The organism is Streptomyces sp. NPDC051218, assembly GCF_044455475.1.
In the GTDB taxonomy this organism is placed as follows: domain Bacteria; phylum Actinomycetota; class Actinomycetes; order Streptomycetales; family Streptomycetaceae; genus Streptomyces.
In genome coordinates, this window is sequence record NZ_JBITEU010000002.1 from 118,072 (window position 1) to 132,252 (window position 14,181).

Annotated in this window: 13 protein-coding genes and 1 pseudogene; 7 read left to right on the forward strand and 7 right to left on the reverse strand. The window is 72.1% G+C overall.

The window, feature by feature from the left end; genetic code table 11:
- Positions 1-35: 35 nt before the first annotated feature.
- A complete protein-coding gene (locus ACIBCK_RS06920; RefSeq protein ID WP_399387469.1) occupies positions 36-629 on the reverse strand; it encodes a hypothetical protein in 594 nt (197 codons plus the stop codon).
- A gap of 252 nt (positions 630-881) precedes the next feature.
- Between ACIBCK_RS06920 and ACIBCK_RS06925 the strand changes: the two genes are divergently transcribed.
- Both ACIBCK_RS06925 and lysA read left to right on the forward strand, forming a co-directional pair.
- The gene (locus ACIBCK_RS06925; protein ID WP_399387470.1) at positions 882-1,286 is read left to right on the forward strand and encodes an SAV_915 family protein; all 405 of its coding nucleotides are present in this window, start codon (positions 882-884) and stop codon (positions 1,284-1,286) included.
- A gap of 90 nt (positions 1,287-1,376) precedes the next feature.
- Positions 1,377-2,717 (forward strand): diaminopimelate decarboxylase, encoded by a 1,341-nt coding sequence (lysA, locus tag ACIBCK_RS06930; protein ID WP_399387472.1) that lies wholly within the window; start codon positions 1,377-1,379, stop codon positions 2,715-2,717.
- A 21-nt stretch (positions 2,718-2,738) separates the two neighbouring features.
- Here lysA and ACIBCK_RS06935 read toward each other — a convergent pair whose 3' ends face one another.
- Both ACIBCK_RS06935 and ACIBCK_RS06940 read right to left on the reverse strand, forming a co-directional pair.
- The gene (locus tag ACIBCK_RS06935) at positions 2,739-3,374 is read right to left on the reverse strand and encodes a response regulator (protein ID WP_399388860.1); all 636 of its coding nucleotides are present in this window, start codon (positions 3,372-3,374) and stop codon (positions 2,739-2,741) included.
- On the reverse strand, positions 3,374-4,510 hold the full coding sequence (locus tag ACIBCK_RS06940) for a sensor histidine kinase (protein ID WP_399387474.1): 1,137 nt from the start codon (positions 4,508-4,510) through the stop codon (positions 3,374-3,376). Before ACIBCK_RS06940 ends, ACIBCK_RS06935 begins: the two co-directional genes overlap by 1 nt.
- A 134-nt stretch (positions 4,511-4,644) precedes the next feature.
- Here ACIBCK_RS06940 and ACIBCK_RS06945 point away from each other — a divergent pair, with 134 nt between their 5' ends.
- The gene (locus ACIBCK_RS06945; RefSeq protein ID WP_399387476.1) at positions 4,645-5,322 is read left to right on the forward strand and encodes a DedA family protein; all 678 of its coding nucleotides are present in this window, start codon (positions 4,645-4,647) and stop codon (positions 5,320-5,322) included.
- Positions 5,323-5,343: 21 nt separating this feature from the next.
- Here ACIBCK_RS06945 and purB read toward each other — a convergent pair whose 3' ends face one another.
- Together purB and ACIBCK_RS06955 are read right to left on the reverse strand one after the other, a co-directional pair.
- The gene (gene purB, locus ACIBCK_RS06950) at positions 5,344-6,786 is read right to left on the reverse strand and encodes an adenylosuccinate lyase (RefSeq protein WP_399387478.1); all 1,443 of its coding nucleotides are present in this window, start codon (positions 6,784-6,786) and stop codon (positions 5,344-5,346) included.
- 127 nt (positions 6,787-6,913) lie between these two features.
- Positions 6,914-7,118, reverse strand: a pseudogene (locus ACIBCK_RS06955) (DUF4259 domain-containing protein); the annotation flags it as partial.
- Between the two features lie 135 nt (positions 7,119-7,253).
- Between ACIBCK_RS06955 and ACIBCK_RS06960 the strand changes: the two are divergent.
- Positions 7,254-7,604: a hypothetical protein gene (locus ACIBCK_RS06960; RefSeq protein WP_363206557.1), complete on the forward strand. Its 351-nt coding sequence runs from the start codon at positions 7,254-7,256 to the stop codon at positions 7,602-7,604.
- Between the two features lie 297 nt (positions 7,605-7,901).
- On the opposite strand, the gene ACIBCK_RS06965 is transcribed toward ACIBCK_RS06960, so the two are convergent.
- Complete coding sequence (locus tag ACIBCK_RS06965) at positions 7,902-8,681, reverse strand: SGNH/GDSL hydrolase family protein (RefSeq protein ID WP_399387481.1); 780 nt, start codon at positions 8,679-8,681, stop codon at positions 7,902-7,904.
- Between the two features lie 142 nt (positions 8,682-8,823).
- On the opposite strand from ACIBCK_RS06965, the gene ACIBCK_RS06970 reads away from it, so the two are divergent.
- The gene (locus tag ACIBCK_RS06970; protein WP_399387482.1) at positions 8,824-9,096 is read left to right on the forward strand and encodes a GNAT family N-acetyltransferase; all 273 of its coding nucleotides are present in this window, start codon (positions 8,824-8,826) and stop codon (positions 9,094-9,096) included.
- Between the two features lie 213 nt (positions 9,097-9,309).
- On the forward strand, positions 9,310-9,927 hold the full coding sequence (locus ACIBCK_RS06975; protein ID WP_399387484.1) for a hypothetical protein: 618 nt from the start codon (positions 9,310-9,312) through the stop codon (positions 9,925-9,927).
- A 241-nt stretch (positions 9,928-10,168) separates the two neighbouring features.
- On the opposite strand, the gene ACIBCK_RS06980 is transcribed toward ACIBCK_RS06975, so the two are convergent.
- Positions 10,169-13,372, reverse strand: coding sequence for a carboxyl transferase domain-containing protein (locus ACIBCK_RS06980; protein WP_399387486.1), 3,204 nt, complete (start codon positions 13,370-13,372; stop codon positions 10,169-10,171).
- A gap of 87 nt (positions 13,373-13,459) precedes the next feature.
- Here ACIBCK_RS06980 and ACIBCK_RS06985 point away from each other — a divergent pair, with 87 nt between their 5' ends.
- Positions 13,460-14,104 carry a TetR/AcrR family transcriptional regulator gene (locus ACIBCK_RS06985; protein ID WP_399387487.1) on the forward strand — a complete coding sequence of 215 codons (645 nt, stop codon included), beginning with the start codon at positions 13,460-13,462 and terminating at the stop codon, positions 14,102-14,104.
- The last annotated feature ends 77 nt before the right edge of the window (positions 14,105-14,181 follow it).

The following is a 14,181-nucleotide window of genomic DNA, read 5'->3' on the forward strand; positions in this document are numbered from 1 at the left end:
GCGCGGGACCCGGCCCCTTCACCGTCCGCTCGGAGTCATTCCAGGCCAGAGGCCCTGAAGACCCCCTCGGCCGTCTCGCGGTCGATGCGTGCCGAGAGCCGACGCAACGCGGTCGCCCCGCACAGGAGCGAGCCGTCGGCGGCAGATGCGCGAGCGCCCGAGGACACGAGCCGCCAGAGCGCCGGGTTGACGACCAGTACCTCGGGGTCGAGGACCACCTCGCCGCCGGACGCGTCCCGCAGGACGAGCCGCGGCGCGATGCCGTCGCGACGACGCACCGCCACGAGGCGGTCGAGGCGCACCGAGCGGACGCGGAACAGACCGCGCGAGACCAGGGTCCTGCTGTGCGCCGCCACACGCGGCGGGGTCAGCACGGCGAACAGCAGCACGCCGAGCCCCAGCCAGAGCAGCGCGCGCCGGACGCCGAGCCCGCCGGTCGCCGCGTCGAGGGCGAGCAGCAGCCCGAACAACAGCGTGGCGCAGGCTGCCGCCGAGCGGGCGTCCCCGGCCCAGGTGAGGTCGTGCGTCCACCGGTCGTGCTCCGTGGGCAGGGGCGTCGTATGGATGCCGGGTGTGCGCCGTTGGATGCCGGATGTGCGCCGTGCGGGGCGCGTCGTACGTCGGGCCATGAGGTGACGCTAGGGGCGCCCCCAGGCCGGACACGCCGCCGCGCCCGACTCTTGACGCACCGCTGACGTGCCGGATGACGTGGCGCCGCGCTCGCGTCAAACCCTCGTCAACGCAAGCCGCCTACCCGTCAACGTCCCATCATGGCGGGGAGGTTGGTCCCTGCTGCCGGGCATAGCGTCGGTGCAGGCCCCCGGGTTCCCGCCCGGCCCCGGGGGCCACCGTCACCGACAGGATCCTCAAGGAGGAACCCCATGGCAGAGCCCCAGTGCGGCGAGGACCCCGAGCCGTCCGAACCCGGCCCGGCCGGACCGCTCTTCGTCCCCGTCCGGCCGGGACCCGCGGGCTGCGTCGCCCGCATGTTCCGCACACCCGTGGGCGGCCGCACCGCGGTCGCCTTCACCACGCCCCAGCGGCTCAGCACCGCTCTCGGTGACCGCCAGGCCTGGATCAGGCTCTCGGAGCCCGCGCTGCGGGCGCTCACCGAACCGCTCGGCGTCAGCGAGGTCACCATCGACCCGCGACTAGCCGCCCACCCCGTCGGCGCCCCTGAGCGGCGTACTCCCGCCTGGCGCGAGTGGGACCCCCAGGCGGTCGGCGCGCTGCGCGTGACGGGGGCCGCGGCCCTGGTCGGGGCCCTGACCACCTGGATCGGCTGAGGGCGCGGACGCGGAAGAGAACGCGGACGCGGAAGAGAACGCCGCCGCGGAACAGAACACGGACGAGGACCAGGCGAAGAGAGAACTGCCATGACCACCCTGCACGAACCCATGACCCCGGACGCCACCGCCGACGACGACCTGTCCGTCTGGCCCGCGTCCACCGCGCGGCTGCCCCACGGCGACCTGGCCGTCGGCGGTGTGCCGCTCACCGACATCGCCGAGCGCTTCGGCACCCCGGCGTACCTCATCGACGAAGCCGACGTACGCACACGCTGCCGGACCTACCTGCACGCCTTCCCCGATGCCGAAGTGCACTACGCCGCCAAGGCGTTCCTGTGCCGCGCGATGGCCCACTGGGTGGCGGAGGAAGGGCTCGGGCTCGACGTCTGTTCCGCCGGCGAGCTGGAGCTCGCCGTCACCACGGGCTTCCCCGCCGAGCGCATCGTGCTGCACGGCAACGCCAAGAGCCCACACGACCTGGATGCCGCCCTGCGGCTCGGCGTGGGGCGCATCGTCATCGACAGTGCCTCCGAGATCGCGCGGCTCGCCGCCGCCGTGCCGCCGGGAAGCCGTCAGAGAGTGATGATCCGGGTGGTGCCCGGTATCGCGGCGGGCGGCCACGCAAAGATCCGCACCGGGACGGACGACCAGAAGTTCGGCCTGTCGATCACCGACGGTTCCGCGCAGCACGCCATCGCCCGCATCCTCGGCCAGCCCGGACTCGAACTGACCGGCCTGCACTGCCACTTGGGCTCGCAGATCACCACCGACAAGCCATTCCTCGCGGCCGTACGACGCCTGGTCGGCCTGATGGCCCGCATCAAGGGGCAGCACGGTGTCGCCCTCCCCGAGCTGGACCTCGGCGGCGGCCACGGCATCGCCTACCGCCCCGGCGAGGCGGCCCTCGACATCACCACCCTCGCCCGCAAGGTACGCGCCGAACTGATCGAGAGCTGCGCGGCGGCCGGGCTCACCGTCCCCAAGCTGCTCATCGAACCCGGACGCGCCATCGCGGGCCCCGCCGGAGTGGTCCTCTACCGCGTGCTCGCCGTCAAGCGGACCGGCGGCCACACCTTCGTCGCCGTCGACGGCGGAATGAGCGACAACCCGCGGCCCGCGCTGTACGGCGTGCGGTACGCGCCGCGCCTGATCGGCCGCCGCTCCACGGTTGCCTCCGCGCCGGTGACGGTCGTCGGCCGGCACTGCGAGGCGGGCGACGTGCTCGCGTCCGGCATCGAACTGCCGGGAGACGTACGGCCGGGAGACATCCTGGGCGTGCCGGTGGCCGGGGCGTACCACCTGTCGATGGCGTCCGGCTACAACCTCGTCGGGCGCCCGCCCGTGGTGGCGGTCGCCGATGGAAACGCGCGGCTTCTGGTGCGGCGCGAGTCCCTCCAGGACTTCCGCAGCAGGGATGTCGGCCTATGAGCGGCACGGATTGACGGGCCGTCACGACCCGAGATAGCGCAGGACGGCGAGCACGCGGCGGCTGTAGCCGGTCGTACCGGTCAGTTCCAGCTTGTCGAAGATCGCGTTGATGTACTTCTCGACGGCACTCTGCGAGACGTGCAGCTGTCCGGCGATCGCCGCGTTCGTGTGCCCCTGCGCCATCTTGCCGAGCACCTCGCGCTCCCGCGGCGTCAGACGCTGGAGCGGGTCGGTGTGGCTGCTGAGGGTCAGCAACTGCCGTACGACCTCCGGGTCGAAGGCGGTCTGACCCGAAGCCACACGCTCCAAGGCATCCAGGAACTCGTCGACTTGGACGACCCGGTCCTTGAGCAGATACCCGACGCCTTCGGTGGCGGTGGTCAACAGCTCGGTGGCATAACGGCGTTCGACGTACTGCGACAGCACGAGGACGCTCGTCCCGGGCCACTCCTTGCGAATCTCCAGCGCGGCCCGCAGCCCCTCGTCGGTGTGCGTGGGCGGCATGCGTACGTCGATCACGGCGGCGTCCGGCGGATCATCGGCCACGGCGGCGAGCAGAGCCTGCGCGTCACCGACCGAGGCCGTGACGGTATGCCCCTCGTCCGCGAGGAGCCGGGCCAGGCCCTCCCGCAGCAGCGTCGAGTCGTCGGCGAGCATTACGCGCATGGCAGCTCCGCGGTGATGAGGGTGGGCCCTCCGGCGGGGCTGTCCACGGTGAGGGTGCCGTCCAGGGCGGCCACGCGCCGGGCGAGCCCGAGCAGACCGCTGCCGGACGGGTCGGCGCCGCCCCGCCCGTCGTCCTCGACGCGCAGCCGCAGCACGGCACTTGTCTGCTCGGCACGGACGGTGACAAGGGTGGCGTGCGAGTGCTTGACGGCGTTCGTGACGGCTTCGGCGGCGACGAAATAGGCCACGGCCTGCGCGATCGGCGGCGGGGCCTGGTGCAGGGCGCAGTCGAGACGTACGGGAATGGCCGCGCGCTCGGCGACCGTCTCCAGGGCGGCGGCGAGCCCGCCCTCGTCGAGCGCGGCGGGGTAGACCCGCCAGGCGACGTCCCGCAGTTCGACGAGGGCCTGCTGGGTCTCCTCGTGCGCCTGGGCGAGGAGCCGCGCCGACTTCTCGGGATCGGAGGCGCGGCGGGCCCTGCCGAGCAGCATGCCGAGGGCGACGATGCGCTGCTGGACACCGTCGTGCAGATCGCGTTCGATGCGGCGCCGTTCGTCGTGCACGGCCTCCACCACCCCGGCGCGGCTGGCGACGAGTTCGCCGATCCTGCGCTCCATGAGCTGACCGTCGTTCGGGCCGAGGAAGCGCCGCGCGTGCCGCTCGTCCGCGAGCGCGACGCCGTACGTCCCCTGCACGCAGAGGTAGAGCAGGAAGAGACCGCCGATCGAGGAGAGCACTAGGGTGCCGGGGGAGCTGATGTCGGCGACGAACCAGCCCCACACAGCAAGCGAGGCATAGCCCGCGCCGAGCAGCGCGCAGGCGAGCACGACACCGCCGAGCAGCCCGACGGCCCAGCGCGAGGCGATGTAGTTCACGGCGGGCAGACCGGTCGGAGGCGTGGCGAGCTCGGTGCCGAAGAAGGCGGCCATGCGCCGCCGCTCCATCTCGGCGAGCCTGCGGGCCCCGCCCACGATCCGCGCCTCGGCGCCCCGCCCCGTGCGCCGCCCGAGCGTGGCGAGCAGCCACACCCCGGCCAGCAGGGCGAAGACCAGCTCGACGAGCCCGGTGAGGGCACCGGCGAGTACGCCGACCGTCACCCTGAGCCAGCGCTTGATGTGCGTACGCATGATCGGTCACGCTAGCCGAGCGGCTGCCGCGCCGGGACTGCGGAAAACCACAATGCTTCCCTGCGGTCCACCGCACACGAGGTTTGTGGCCCCCCTCATATCGCCGGGCGCCCCACTTACCTAGCGTCGAAGGCATGATCCTCACTGCCGCCCACCATGCGTCCGCCGCCGGGAACGAAGCGCCCACCGGCGGCATCGCGGGCTGGGCCACCGACATGATGGACTCGCTCGGCGCCCCCGGCGCCGGATTGGCCATCGCCCTGGAGAACCTCTTCCCGCCGCTGCCCAGCGAGGTGATCCTGCCCCTGGCAGGCTTCGCCGCGAGCCAGGGAAAATTCGGAGTCGTCGAGGCCCTGCTCTGGACCACTGCGGGCTCCGTGATCGGAGCCCTCGCGCTCTACGCGATCGGCGCGCTGCTCGGCAGGGAGCGAACCGTGGCCATCGCGGCCCGTCTCCCGCTCGTGAAGGCGTCCGACATCCAGCGCACGGAGGAGTGGTTCGCACGGCACGGCACGAAGGCGGTCTTCTTCGGGCGGATGATCCCGATCTTCCGCAGCATGATCTCGGTCCCCGCGGGCGTCGAACGGATGCGCCTGCCCGTCTTCCTCGCCCTGACGACCGCGGGCAGCCTCATCTGGAACGCCGCGTTCATCCTGATCGGCCATGCGCTCGGCGCGCGCTGGCACCAGGTCACGGACCTGGTCGGCCTGTACTCCAAGGGCGTCATCGCCGTGGTCGTGCTCGCGGTGCTCGCCTTTGTCGCACTGCGGATCCGCAGGGCACGCAAGGGCGAGCACCGGTCCGCACGCTGACCGGGCCGGACGCTCAGACGCTCAGAGAATGGCGCCCGGGGTGTAGGCGGCGGCCTGCGGGTGCTCCTTGAGCAGCACCTCGATCTGCGCGACGACGGCAGAGACCTGGTCGCTCGCCGCACCGGTGAACGACAGCTTGTCGGCCATGAGGGCGTCCAGCTCGGCGCGGTCCAGCGGAATCCGGGAGTCGGCGGCGAGCTTGTCGAGCAGCTCGTTCCGCTCGGCACCCTGCTCCCGCATCGCGAGCGCCGAGGCGACGGCGTTCTCCTTGATGGCCTCGTGGGCCTCCTCGCGGCCGACGCCGGCCCGCACCGAGGCCATCAGGACCTTGGTGGTGGCGAGGAAGGGGAGGTAGCGGTCCAGCTCACGCGCGACGACGGCGGGGAAGGCGCCGAACTCGTCGAGCACGGTCAGGAAGGTCTCAAGGAGCCCGTCCAGCGCGAAGAACGCGTCCGGCAGGGCGACACGGCGGACGACCGAGCAGGAGACGTCGCCCTCGTTCCACTGGTCGCCCGCCAGCTCGCCGGTCATCGACGCGTAGCCGCGCAGGATGACGGTGAGGCCGTTCACGCGCTCGCAGGAGCGGGTGTTCATCTTGTGCGGCATCGCGGACGAGCCGACCTGGCCCGGCTTGAAGCCCTCGGTGACGAGCTCGTGCCCGGCCATCAGACGGATGGTCTTGGCCAGCGACGAGGGGCCGGATGCGAGCTGCACCAGGGCGGTGACGACCTCGTAGTCCAGGGAGCGGGGGTAGACCTGGCCGACCGAGGTGAACGCGCGGTCGAAGCCGAGGTGGCCTGCGATCCGCTGCTCGAGCTCGGTCAGCTTGTCGGCGTCGCCGCCGAGCAGGTCGAGCATGTCCTGAGCCGTGCCGACGGGGCCCTTGATGCCGCGCAGGGGGTAGCGGCGCAGCAGGTCGTCCACGCGGCGGTACGCGACGAGCAGCTCGTCGGCGGTCGTCGCGAAGCGCTTGCCCAGGGTCGTCGCCTGCGCGGCCACGTTGTGCGAGCGGCCCGCCATGACCAGCTCGGCGTACTCGCCCGACAGCTTCCCGAGGCGCGCGAGCACCGCGACGGTGCGGTCGCGCACGAGCTCCAGGGAGAGGCGGACCTGCAACTGCTCCACGTTCTCGGTCAGGTCGCGCGAGGTCATGCCCTTGTGGACCTGCTCGTGCCCGGCGAGCGCGTTGAACTCCTCGATGCGGGCCTTCACGTCATGGCGCGTGACCTTCTCGCGCTCGGCGATCGAGGCGAGGTCGACGTCGTCGATGACCCGCTCGTAGTCGGCGAGGGCGGCGTCCGGCACCTCGATCCCCAGGTCCTTCTGCGCCCGCAGGACGGCGAGCCAGAGCTGACGCTCCAGCTTGACCTTCTGCTCGGGCGACCAGAGGGTGGCGAGCTCGGCGGAGGCATAACGCCCGGCGAGGACGTTCGGGATACGGGGCTTTGCAGGCGCGACAGTCACGTGTACGGAGTTTACCTGCCGCCCGACCTGCTCTTTGACCGTCCCTACAGTCCGGAAAGGGCAGGTCATTGGAGCATCGTCCAGGCCTGGCGCGGGGCGACCATGAGCCCCCTGCCGCCACGGGGCCTACGCGGTCCAGGGCCTGGTGTGCGGGGTCACGCAGCGACAGGAGGTCGGGTACAGGCTGCTCCGGCCCATACACGGGGTCGACGGGCGCCCCGCCCGGACACTGCGCGGCCACCAGGGCGGCTGCGGCCACGGCCGTCTCGGCGAGGTCTCCGCAGAAATCCGCCGCGGTCGTCGTCGAACGGCCCGGCATCCCAAGTGCCCATGGTCACTCCCGCTTTCGTCGGGTGCCGGGCATCGTCCTGTCCAGCTCCCCGCATCGTGCCATCGAGCACTGACAACGGCCGGTGCCCGGCTGTGCCGCAACTCCCGTTGATCCACCTACGTCTAGGCTTCACCACATGGAGCAGCGCGAGATCATCCAAAGAGTCGTCGGCATCCTGACCGAGGCGATCGAGATGCGCCGACAGGTACGGGAGAACCCGGACGGCGAGGTCGAACCCAGCGGCGCGGTGGGCGCCATGCTGGAGGAGATGCTGCCGCGCATCGAGATCCCCGCCGACGCCACCGCCATAGAGGTCGCCGAGGTGGTGGGCCGGGAACTGAGCCCGGTCATCGAGCAGATCACGTCGGCCTTCGCCTTCTCCTTCGCGCAGTTGGCGGAGGCGCACGACGAAGGCCGCACCGATGTGACGTCGGCGGACGTACTGCAGTCCATCGCTTTGCACTTTGAGGACGAGGTGGAGGAGTAGGCCGCACGACCCGACGGCGCGGGCGGGCCACCCCAGGGCGGCCCACCCGCGCCGCTCTGCGCTGTGATGCCTGATTCGCGGGGGCGGTGCGCACGACGGACCTGGTCGCCGGACCACTGACACTCGTCACCCGCTGGAGCACGACCCGGGCCCCGACGCCGTCGACGGCCCCCCCGAGCGACTACAAGCCTTCGACCAAGCCATGGAAGCCCCACCCAGGGCCTGGCCCGCTTCGCCGACACGGCGAGGGAGAGCACGTAGCCCGAGCCGCGACCACCCGCCGCGCGAGCGACGTGCTTACTCCCGCCGGTCCTCCCAAGGCTGTAGGTCCGGGCGTTTGGCCGGGAGGCCGTCGCCTGAGGAGCGGCCCGTGAGGCGGCGGGCTACCCACGGGGCCAGGTGTTGTCTGGCGAAGCGGATGTCCGCCACGCGGCGCGCGGCCCAGGTCGGCGGGGCCGTGGCCGGTAGCGGGGTCTGCCAGTCGTCCTCGGGGGCGTAGCCGAGGGACTGCCACACCGCTTCGGCGACCCTGCGGTGGCCCTCGGCCGTCAGATGCAGCCGGTCCACGTCCCACATGCGCTGGTCGCCGAGCGCGGCGGATCCGTACAGATCCACGACCATGGCCCCGTGCCGCGCAGCCAACTCGTCGATGTGGACGAAGAGTTCCTCCATGCGCGGGCGAAACCGCTGGAACACGGGACCGCTCCGGCCGGGGCTGCGCATCAGGACGAGCTGCTTGCAGGCGGGGGCGAGGCGCTCGACCGCCTCATCCAGGAGCGCGTGCACACGGACCATGTCGCACTTGGGCCGCAGCGTGTCGTTGAGGCCACCCACCAGGGTGATCACATCGGGCTGCATGGCCGCCGCGACGTCCACCTGCTCGGCCACGATCTGAGCGATGAGCTTCCCGCGCACCGCCAGGTTCGCGTACCGGAAACCGGGGGAGGCGGCAGCCATCCGGGCGGCGAGCAGATCTGCCCAGCCGCGGTAGCTGCCCTCGGGCAGCAGGTCCGACATGCCCTCGGTGAAGGAGTCGCCGACCGCGACGAGACTGGTGTAGTTGGCATTCATCTGCATGGCGGGAGCGATCCTACATGGAGCCTCGACCCTTTGCCGTGGCGGATGCGGCCACGGTGGCGGGCTGGCCGGTCTCCACCGCCGAGGTCGCCCTGTGGTGCGGGCCGCGTGACTTCCCCGTGGCCGCGCAGGTGGTGGCCGGATGCGTGACGAGGAGGAGGGCGAGGCGGAACTCGCCCAGGTCATCGTGGCGCCGGGCGCCCGGGGGCGGGGCATCGGGCGGCGGCTGGTGCGAGGCCCTGCGTTGCTATCGCGGGGCCGGATTCCTGCCGGTCGCCCCTGCTCTGGCCGCGGAGTGGAACGCCCCGCAACCAGTCAGTTACGTATGGCTCCGGCGCGCGGCCGAAAGGGCGTGAGCCAGGTGCCGCCGGTGTCGCCGGTCGGGTCGCTCTGTGAAACGGTGGAAAAGGAGTGAAATGCCGCCCGCGGCACACCAGCGAGAGGGGAAGCGCATGTCATCGAAGCGACGCCGCAAGAAGAAGGCACGCCGTAAGCACGCGGCCAACCACGGCAGCCGTCCCCAGTCCTGACCGCCGCTGACCGCCGCAGACCGGCGCCCGCGCAACCGGTTTCCGCGTGATCTCGTCAACAGCCTTGCCACCTGGGTCAACGGGTGAACAATGGTGCAATGTTGGAGTTGTTGCGAGAAGTCGGCGTAGAACTGCCTGGCGGCGCCGGGCTGTTGAAGTTCGGGATGACACCCGGCGAGGTCCTCGAACTGCTGCCGCCCGACCGGGTCACGTACCACCGCCAGTGCATGGGACTGACCCTGGACCAGTACGCGGAGCTCCGGCACGCGCACGACGCCTGGCTCGGCGGCCTCCTCTTCGAGCCCGAGTGGAGCTTCGACGCCGACCTCGACGGCGTCGTCCTTGGCTTCGGCGGCGGCGGGCCCGGCGTCACGGACCGGCTCGCCCGCGTGGAGATCCAGGCGCGGCCCCGGGCCGGCGGGGCGGAGCACCCGGAGGCGACCCCGGTGGCCTGGGACGACATAGACCTCTTCGGCTATCCCGCCGCGGAGATCGTCGCCGTACTGCCCGGGGCCATCGCATCACCCGGCGGCCCGCCTCCCGAGGAGGTCGCCGTGGACGAACTGGGCCTGCGCCTCTCGCGGGCCAAGCCGGCCGCGGAGCGCTGGGATCGGGTGACTCTTTTCGGGCCGGGTTCCGGCAGTTGGCGTTCTTGCTGCGCGGGCGGGCTCGTCTGTGCGGAGCAGGGGGACGGGCTCGTGGGGATCATGTACTGACGGGGCCCGTGACGACCGGGCGCCGACACATGATCGCGGCCGCGGCCTACCCGCTCTCCCGCCGCCCCCTCCAGTGCGGTGGGCGAACTGGGCCTGCGCCTCTCGCGGGCCAAACCGGCTGCAAAGCGCTGGGAGCGGGTGACTCTTCTCGGGCCGGGATCCGGCAGCTGGGGTGCTTGCTGCGCGGGGCCTCGTGGGGATCATGTACTGACGGCGCCCCTGACCGGGCGCCGACACGTGATCACGGCCGCGGCCTACCCGCTCCCGCCCCGCCCGCTCCCGCCCCCTCCAGCGCGGCCAGGATCCAACTCCTCGACTCCGCCGGGTCGATGACCGCGTCGATCTCCAGCGCGGCCGCGGCGTTCACCGCCTTGCCGTGCTCGTACAACTCCGCGACATGGGTATCGAACACCCGCTGCCTCTCCTCGGGATCGGCGATCGCGGCCAGCTCCTTGCGGTAGCCGAGGCGGACGGCGCCTTCGAGCCCCATCCCCCCGAACTCGCCGCTCGGCCACGCTGCCGTGGCCACGGGTGCGCGCGTGGAGCCGCCCATCATGGCCATCGCGCCGAGCCCGTACGCCTTGCGGAGCACCAGGCTCACCAAGGGGACACGGAGCTGGGCGCCGGTCACGAAGAGCCGCGAGAAGTACCGTACGGTCGCGGTCCGTTCGGCCTCCGGGCCGACCATGAAACCTGGAGTGTCGCAGAGCGAGACGACGGGAAGACCGAAGGCGTCGCACAGCCGCAGGAAGCGGTCCGCCTTGTCCGCCGCGTCGCGGTCGATCGCCCCGCCCAGATGTCCCGGGTTGTTGGCGAGCAGCCCCATCGGCCGGCCCTCCACGCGCACGAGAGCCGTGATGATGCCGACGCCGAAACCGCGCCGCAGTTCCAGGACCGAATCCGTGTCGGCGATCCCCTCGATCGCGGCCCGCACGTCATAGGAACGCCGCCGGTTCTCCGGCACGGTGTGCCGCAGCAGCCGCGGGTTCGCCGCCTCCCAACTGCGCGCGTCCTCGGGGTCGTACGAGAGGTAGGAGAGGTACTGACGAGCGACCCGCACCGCCTCCGCCTCGTCGGCCACCGCGATGTCCACCACGCCGTTCGGCACCTGGACGGAGAGCGGGCCGACCTCCTCGGGGCGGTACACGCCGAGGCCGCCGCCCTCGATCATCGCGGGGCCGCCCATCCCGATGCTCGCCTCCGGCGTCGCGATCACCACGTCGCAGCAGCCGAGCAGAGCCGCGTTGCCCGCGAAGCACCGCCCCGACGCCACACCCACCAGGGGGACTTGACCGCTCAGGCGTCCCATCTGATGGAACGTCGTCACGTCAAGACCGGCGACGGACGTCGTGTCCGTGTCCCCCGGGCGCCCGCCGCCACCCTCCGCGAACAGCACCACGGGCAGCCGCCGTTCCTCGGCCAGCTGGAGCATCCGGTCCGTCTTGCGGTGGTTCTGCAGGCCCTGGGTCCCGGCGAGGACGGTGTAGTCGTACGACATCGCCACGCACCGCACGCCGGCGATCCTGCCCGTGCCGGTGACCATGCCGTCGGCCGGCGTCGAGGCGATCAGGTCGTCCAGGGATCGGCGGCGCCGCTGGGCTGCGATCGCGAGCGCGCCGTACTCCGTGAACGTACCGTCGTCGCACAGGTCCTGGATGTTCTCGCGTGCCGTGCGGCGCCCGATGCGGTGGCGCTTGGCCACGGCTTCGGGGCGGTGCGAGTCCAGGCCGATCGCGTGCCGGGCAAGGGACTCCGCCAGATCGGGGCGGACGGCGTCCGGGTCCATGGCTTCCTCGGTGTGTGCCATGGACCTCTCGCCCACCGCCGACGCGGCCACCGAAACCAGGGGGTGGCCCTCCGCCGCCGTGTCGCCCTCGCGCGCGTGGAGGACGGTCACGGTTCCGGAGGCATCCGCCCGCACGACGTGCTCCATCTTCATCGCTTCGATGACGAGCAACTGCTGCCCCTCCACAACCTGTTCACCCAACGCCACGTCGACGGTGACGACCGCCCCGGTCATGGGGGCGGCGACGGTCGCATCGCCCGCGAGCGCAGGCACCGGGGACGCCTCGTCGGGCAGCAGCTCCGCGATGTGCTCGCCCACGAAGTCCGTGTGCGCGCCGCCCGCCGTGAAACCGGGGTGGGCCAGCAGCGCGCGGAGCAGCGGAATCCCGGTGCGTACGCCCTCGACGGCGAAGTCCGCGAGTGCGCGGGAGGCGCGTTCGCAGACCGCGGCGAAGTCTCCGTTCGGGGCGTGCGTGATGACCTTCGCGAGCAGCGAGTCGTAACGCGCCCCGATTTCCGCTCCGTTGCGCGCCGCTGTGTCCACGCGCACCCCCGGCCCCGTCGGCACGTCGAAGCGGGTGAGCGTGCCCGTGGAGGGCAGCGCGGTGCCGTCGGACGTCAGGGACTCGGCGTTGACGCGTGCCTGGAGCGCGTAGCCGCGCGGCATCGGCGGCGGGCCCGAGAGGCCGAGCGCCGCCAGTGAATCGCCTGCTGCCAGGCGCAGTTGGGCCGCCACGAGATCGACACCCGTCACCTCCTCGGTGACCGTGTGCTCGACCTGGAGGCGGGGGTTGGCCTCGATGAAGTGGAACTCCTCGTCGAGGAGCAGGAACTCGAAGGTGCCGAGGCCGGTGTAACCGCACTCGCGGGCCATCCGGAGGGCCGCGGACACGAGCTCCTCCCGCACGGCAGAGGAAAGGCCGGGCGCCGGAGCGATCTCGACGAGCTTCTGGTGGCGGCGCTGGGCACTGCAGTCGCGCTCCCAGAGGTGGGTCACCTCGCCCGTCGTGTCGCCCAGGATCTGGACCTCGATATGGCGGGCGCCGGACAGCAGTTCCTCCACATACAACTCCCCGCGCCCGAAGCCCTGCAGGGCCTCCGAGCGGCAGCGCTCCCACGCCTCGGCCAGGTCGGCCGGGCGCCGCACGGCCCGTATGCCGCGCCCGCCGCCACCGCCGATGGCCTTCACCATCACCGCGCCCGAAGGGCCCAGCCCCGCAAGGAACTCGGCGGCCCCGGCCAGAGTCGTCGGCCCCTGTGTGCCCGCCAGGACCGGCACGCCGAGCCGGACGGCGAGCGCACGCGCCCGCGCCTTGTCGCCGAACAGGCCGAGCACCTCGGGGGCCGGCCCCACGAACCGCAGCCCGGCCTTCGCGCACCGCCCCGCGAAGTCCGCGTCCTCGCTCAGGAACCCGTAACCGGGGTGCACCAGTTCGCAACCGGAGCGGCGGGCCGCTGCCAGCACCGCGTCCGCGTCCAGATACGCGGCCGGACCCGTGCCCCCCAACGGCTGTGCCTCGTCGGCCAGTTGTACGTGCCGTGCGGCGGCATCGTCATCGGCGTGGACGGCGACCGTGCGCAGACCGGCCTCCGCGGCGGCCCGCAGGACGCGGACGGCGATCTCCCCACGGTTCGCGACGAGCACGGCGGCAGAACCCATGAAGCCCTCCTGAAGTCCTCAAGTCCTCCTGAAGCCTGGCGCCGCCATGCTCATTGACATTGGCGTCAACGTCAATAAGCTCGCCGCGTGGCACGACATCAGCAGCCCTGGGCGACCCGCACCGCCCGCGACCGCAGCGACGCCCCGGCCCGCAGGCGGCTGCTCGACGCCGCCGAGGCCGTGTTCGCGCGCCGCGGGTACGGCGCGGCGACCATCGCCGACATCACGGCGGAGGCGGAGGTCTCCCGGGCGGGCTTCTACGTGTACTTCGCGTCCAAGGAGGAGATCTTCCGCGTCCTCGCGGTGCGCGTACGGGACGCGTTCCTCGCCGCGCAGGACGTGCCGGGCGTCGACCAGGACGACGCCCGTGAGGTCTGCCGGGCCTCGACCGCCGCCTTCATCGCCGCGTACGCCCAACACCTGCCATTGCTGCGGCTGTTGGAGCAGCAGGCGCAGACCGACGACGACGTCCGCGCCCTCTGGGAGGAGACCCAGGAGCGCCCGATCCACCGCTCCGCCCGCTACATCCGGCGGCTCGCGGCGGAGGGCAGGGCGCGGCCGGTCGCGGAGCCGCTCGCCGTGGCCCGTGCGGTCGGCGGCATGAGCATCCAGTTTGCCCGGCTCACGGCGTCCGCCCCGGAAGCGTCGGCCCCTCAGACATACGACGCTGCCGTGCGCGATGTGACCGCCATGTTCCTGCACCTGCTCGGAGTCGACAGCCCACGCCAGTAACTGTGCCCGGGAGCCGCCCCGTGCAATGCCGACGTACAAGGCGCCGGCAGTCGAAGACGGAGCCCAGGGAACGCGCC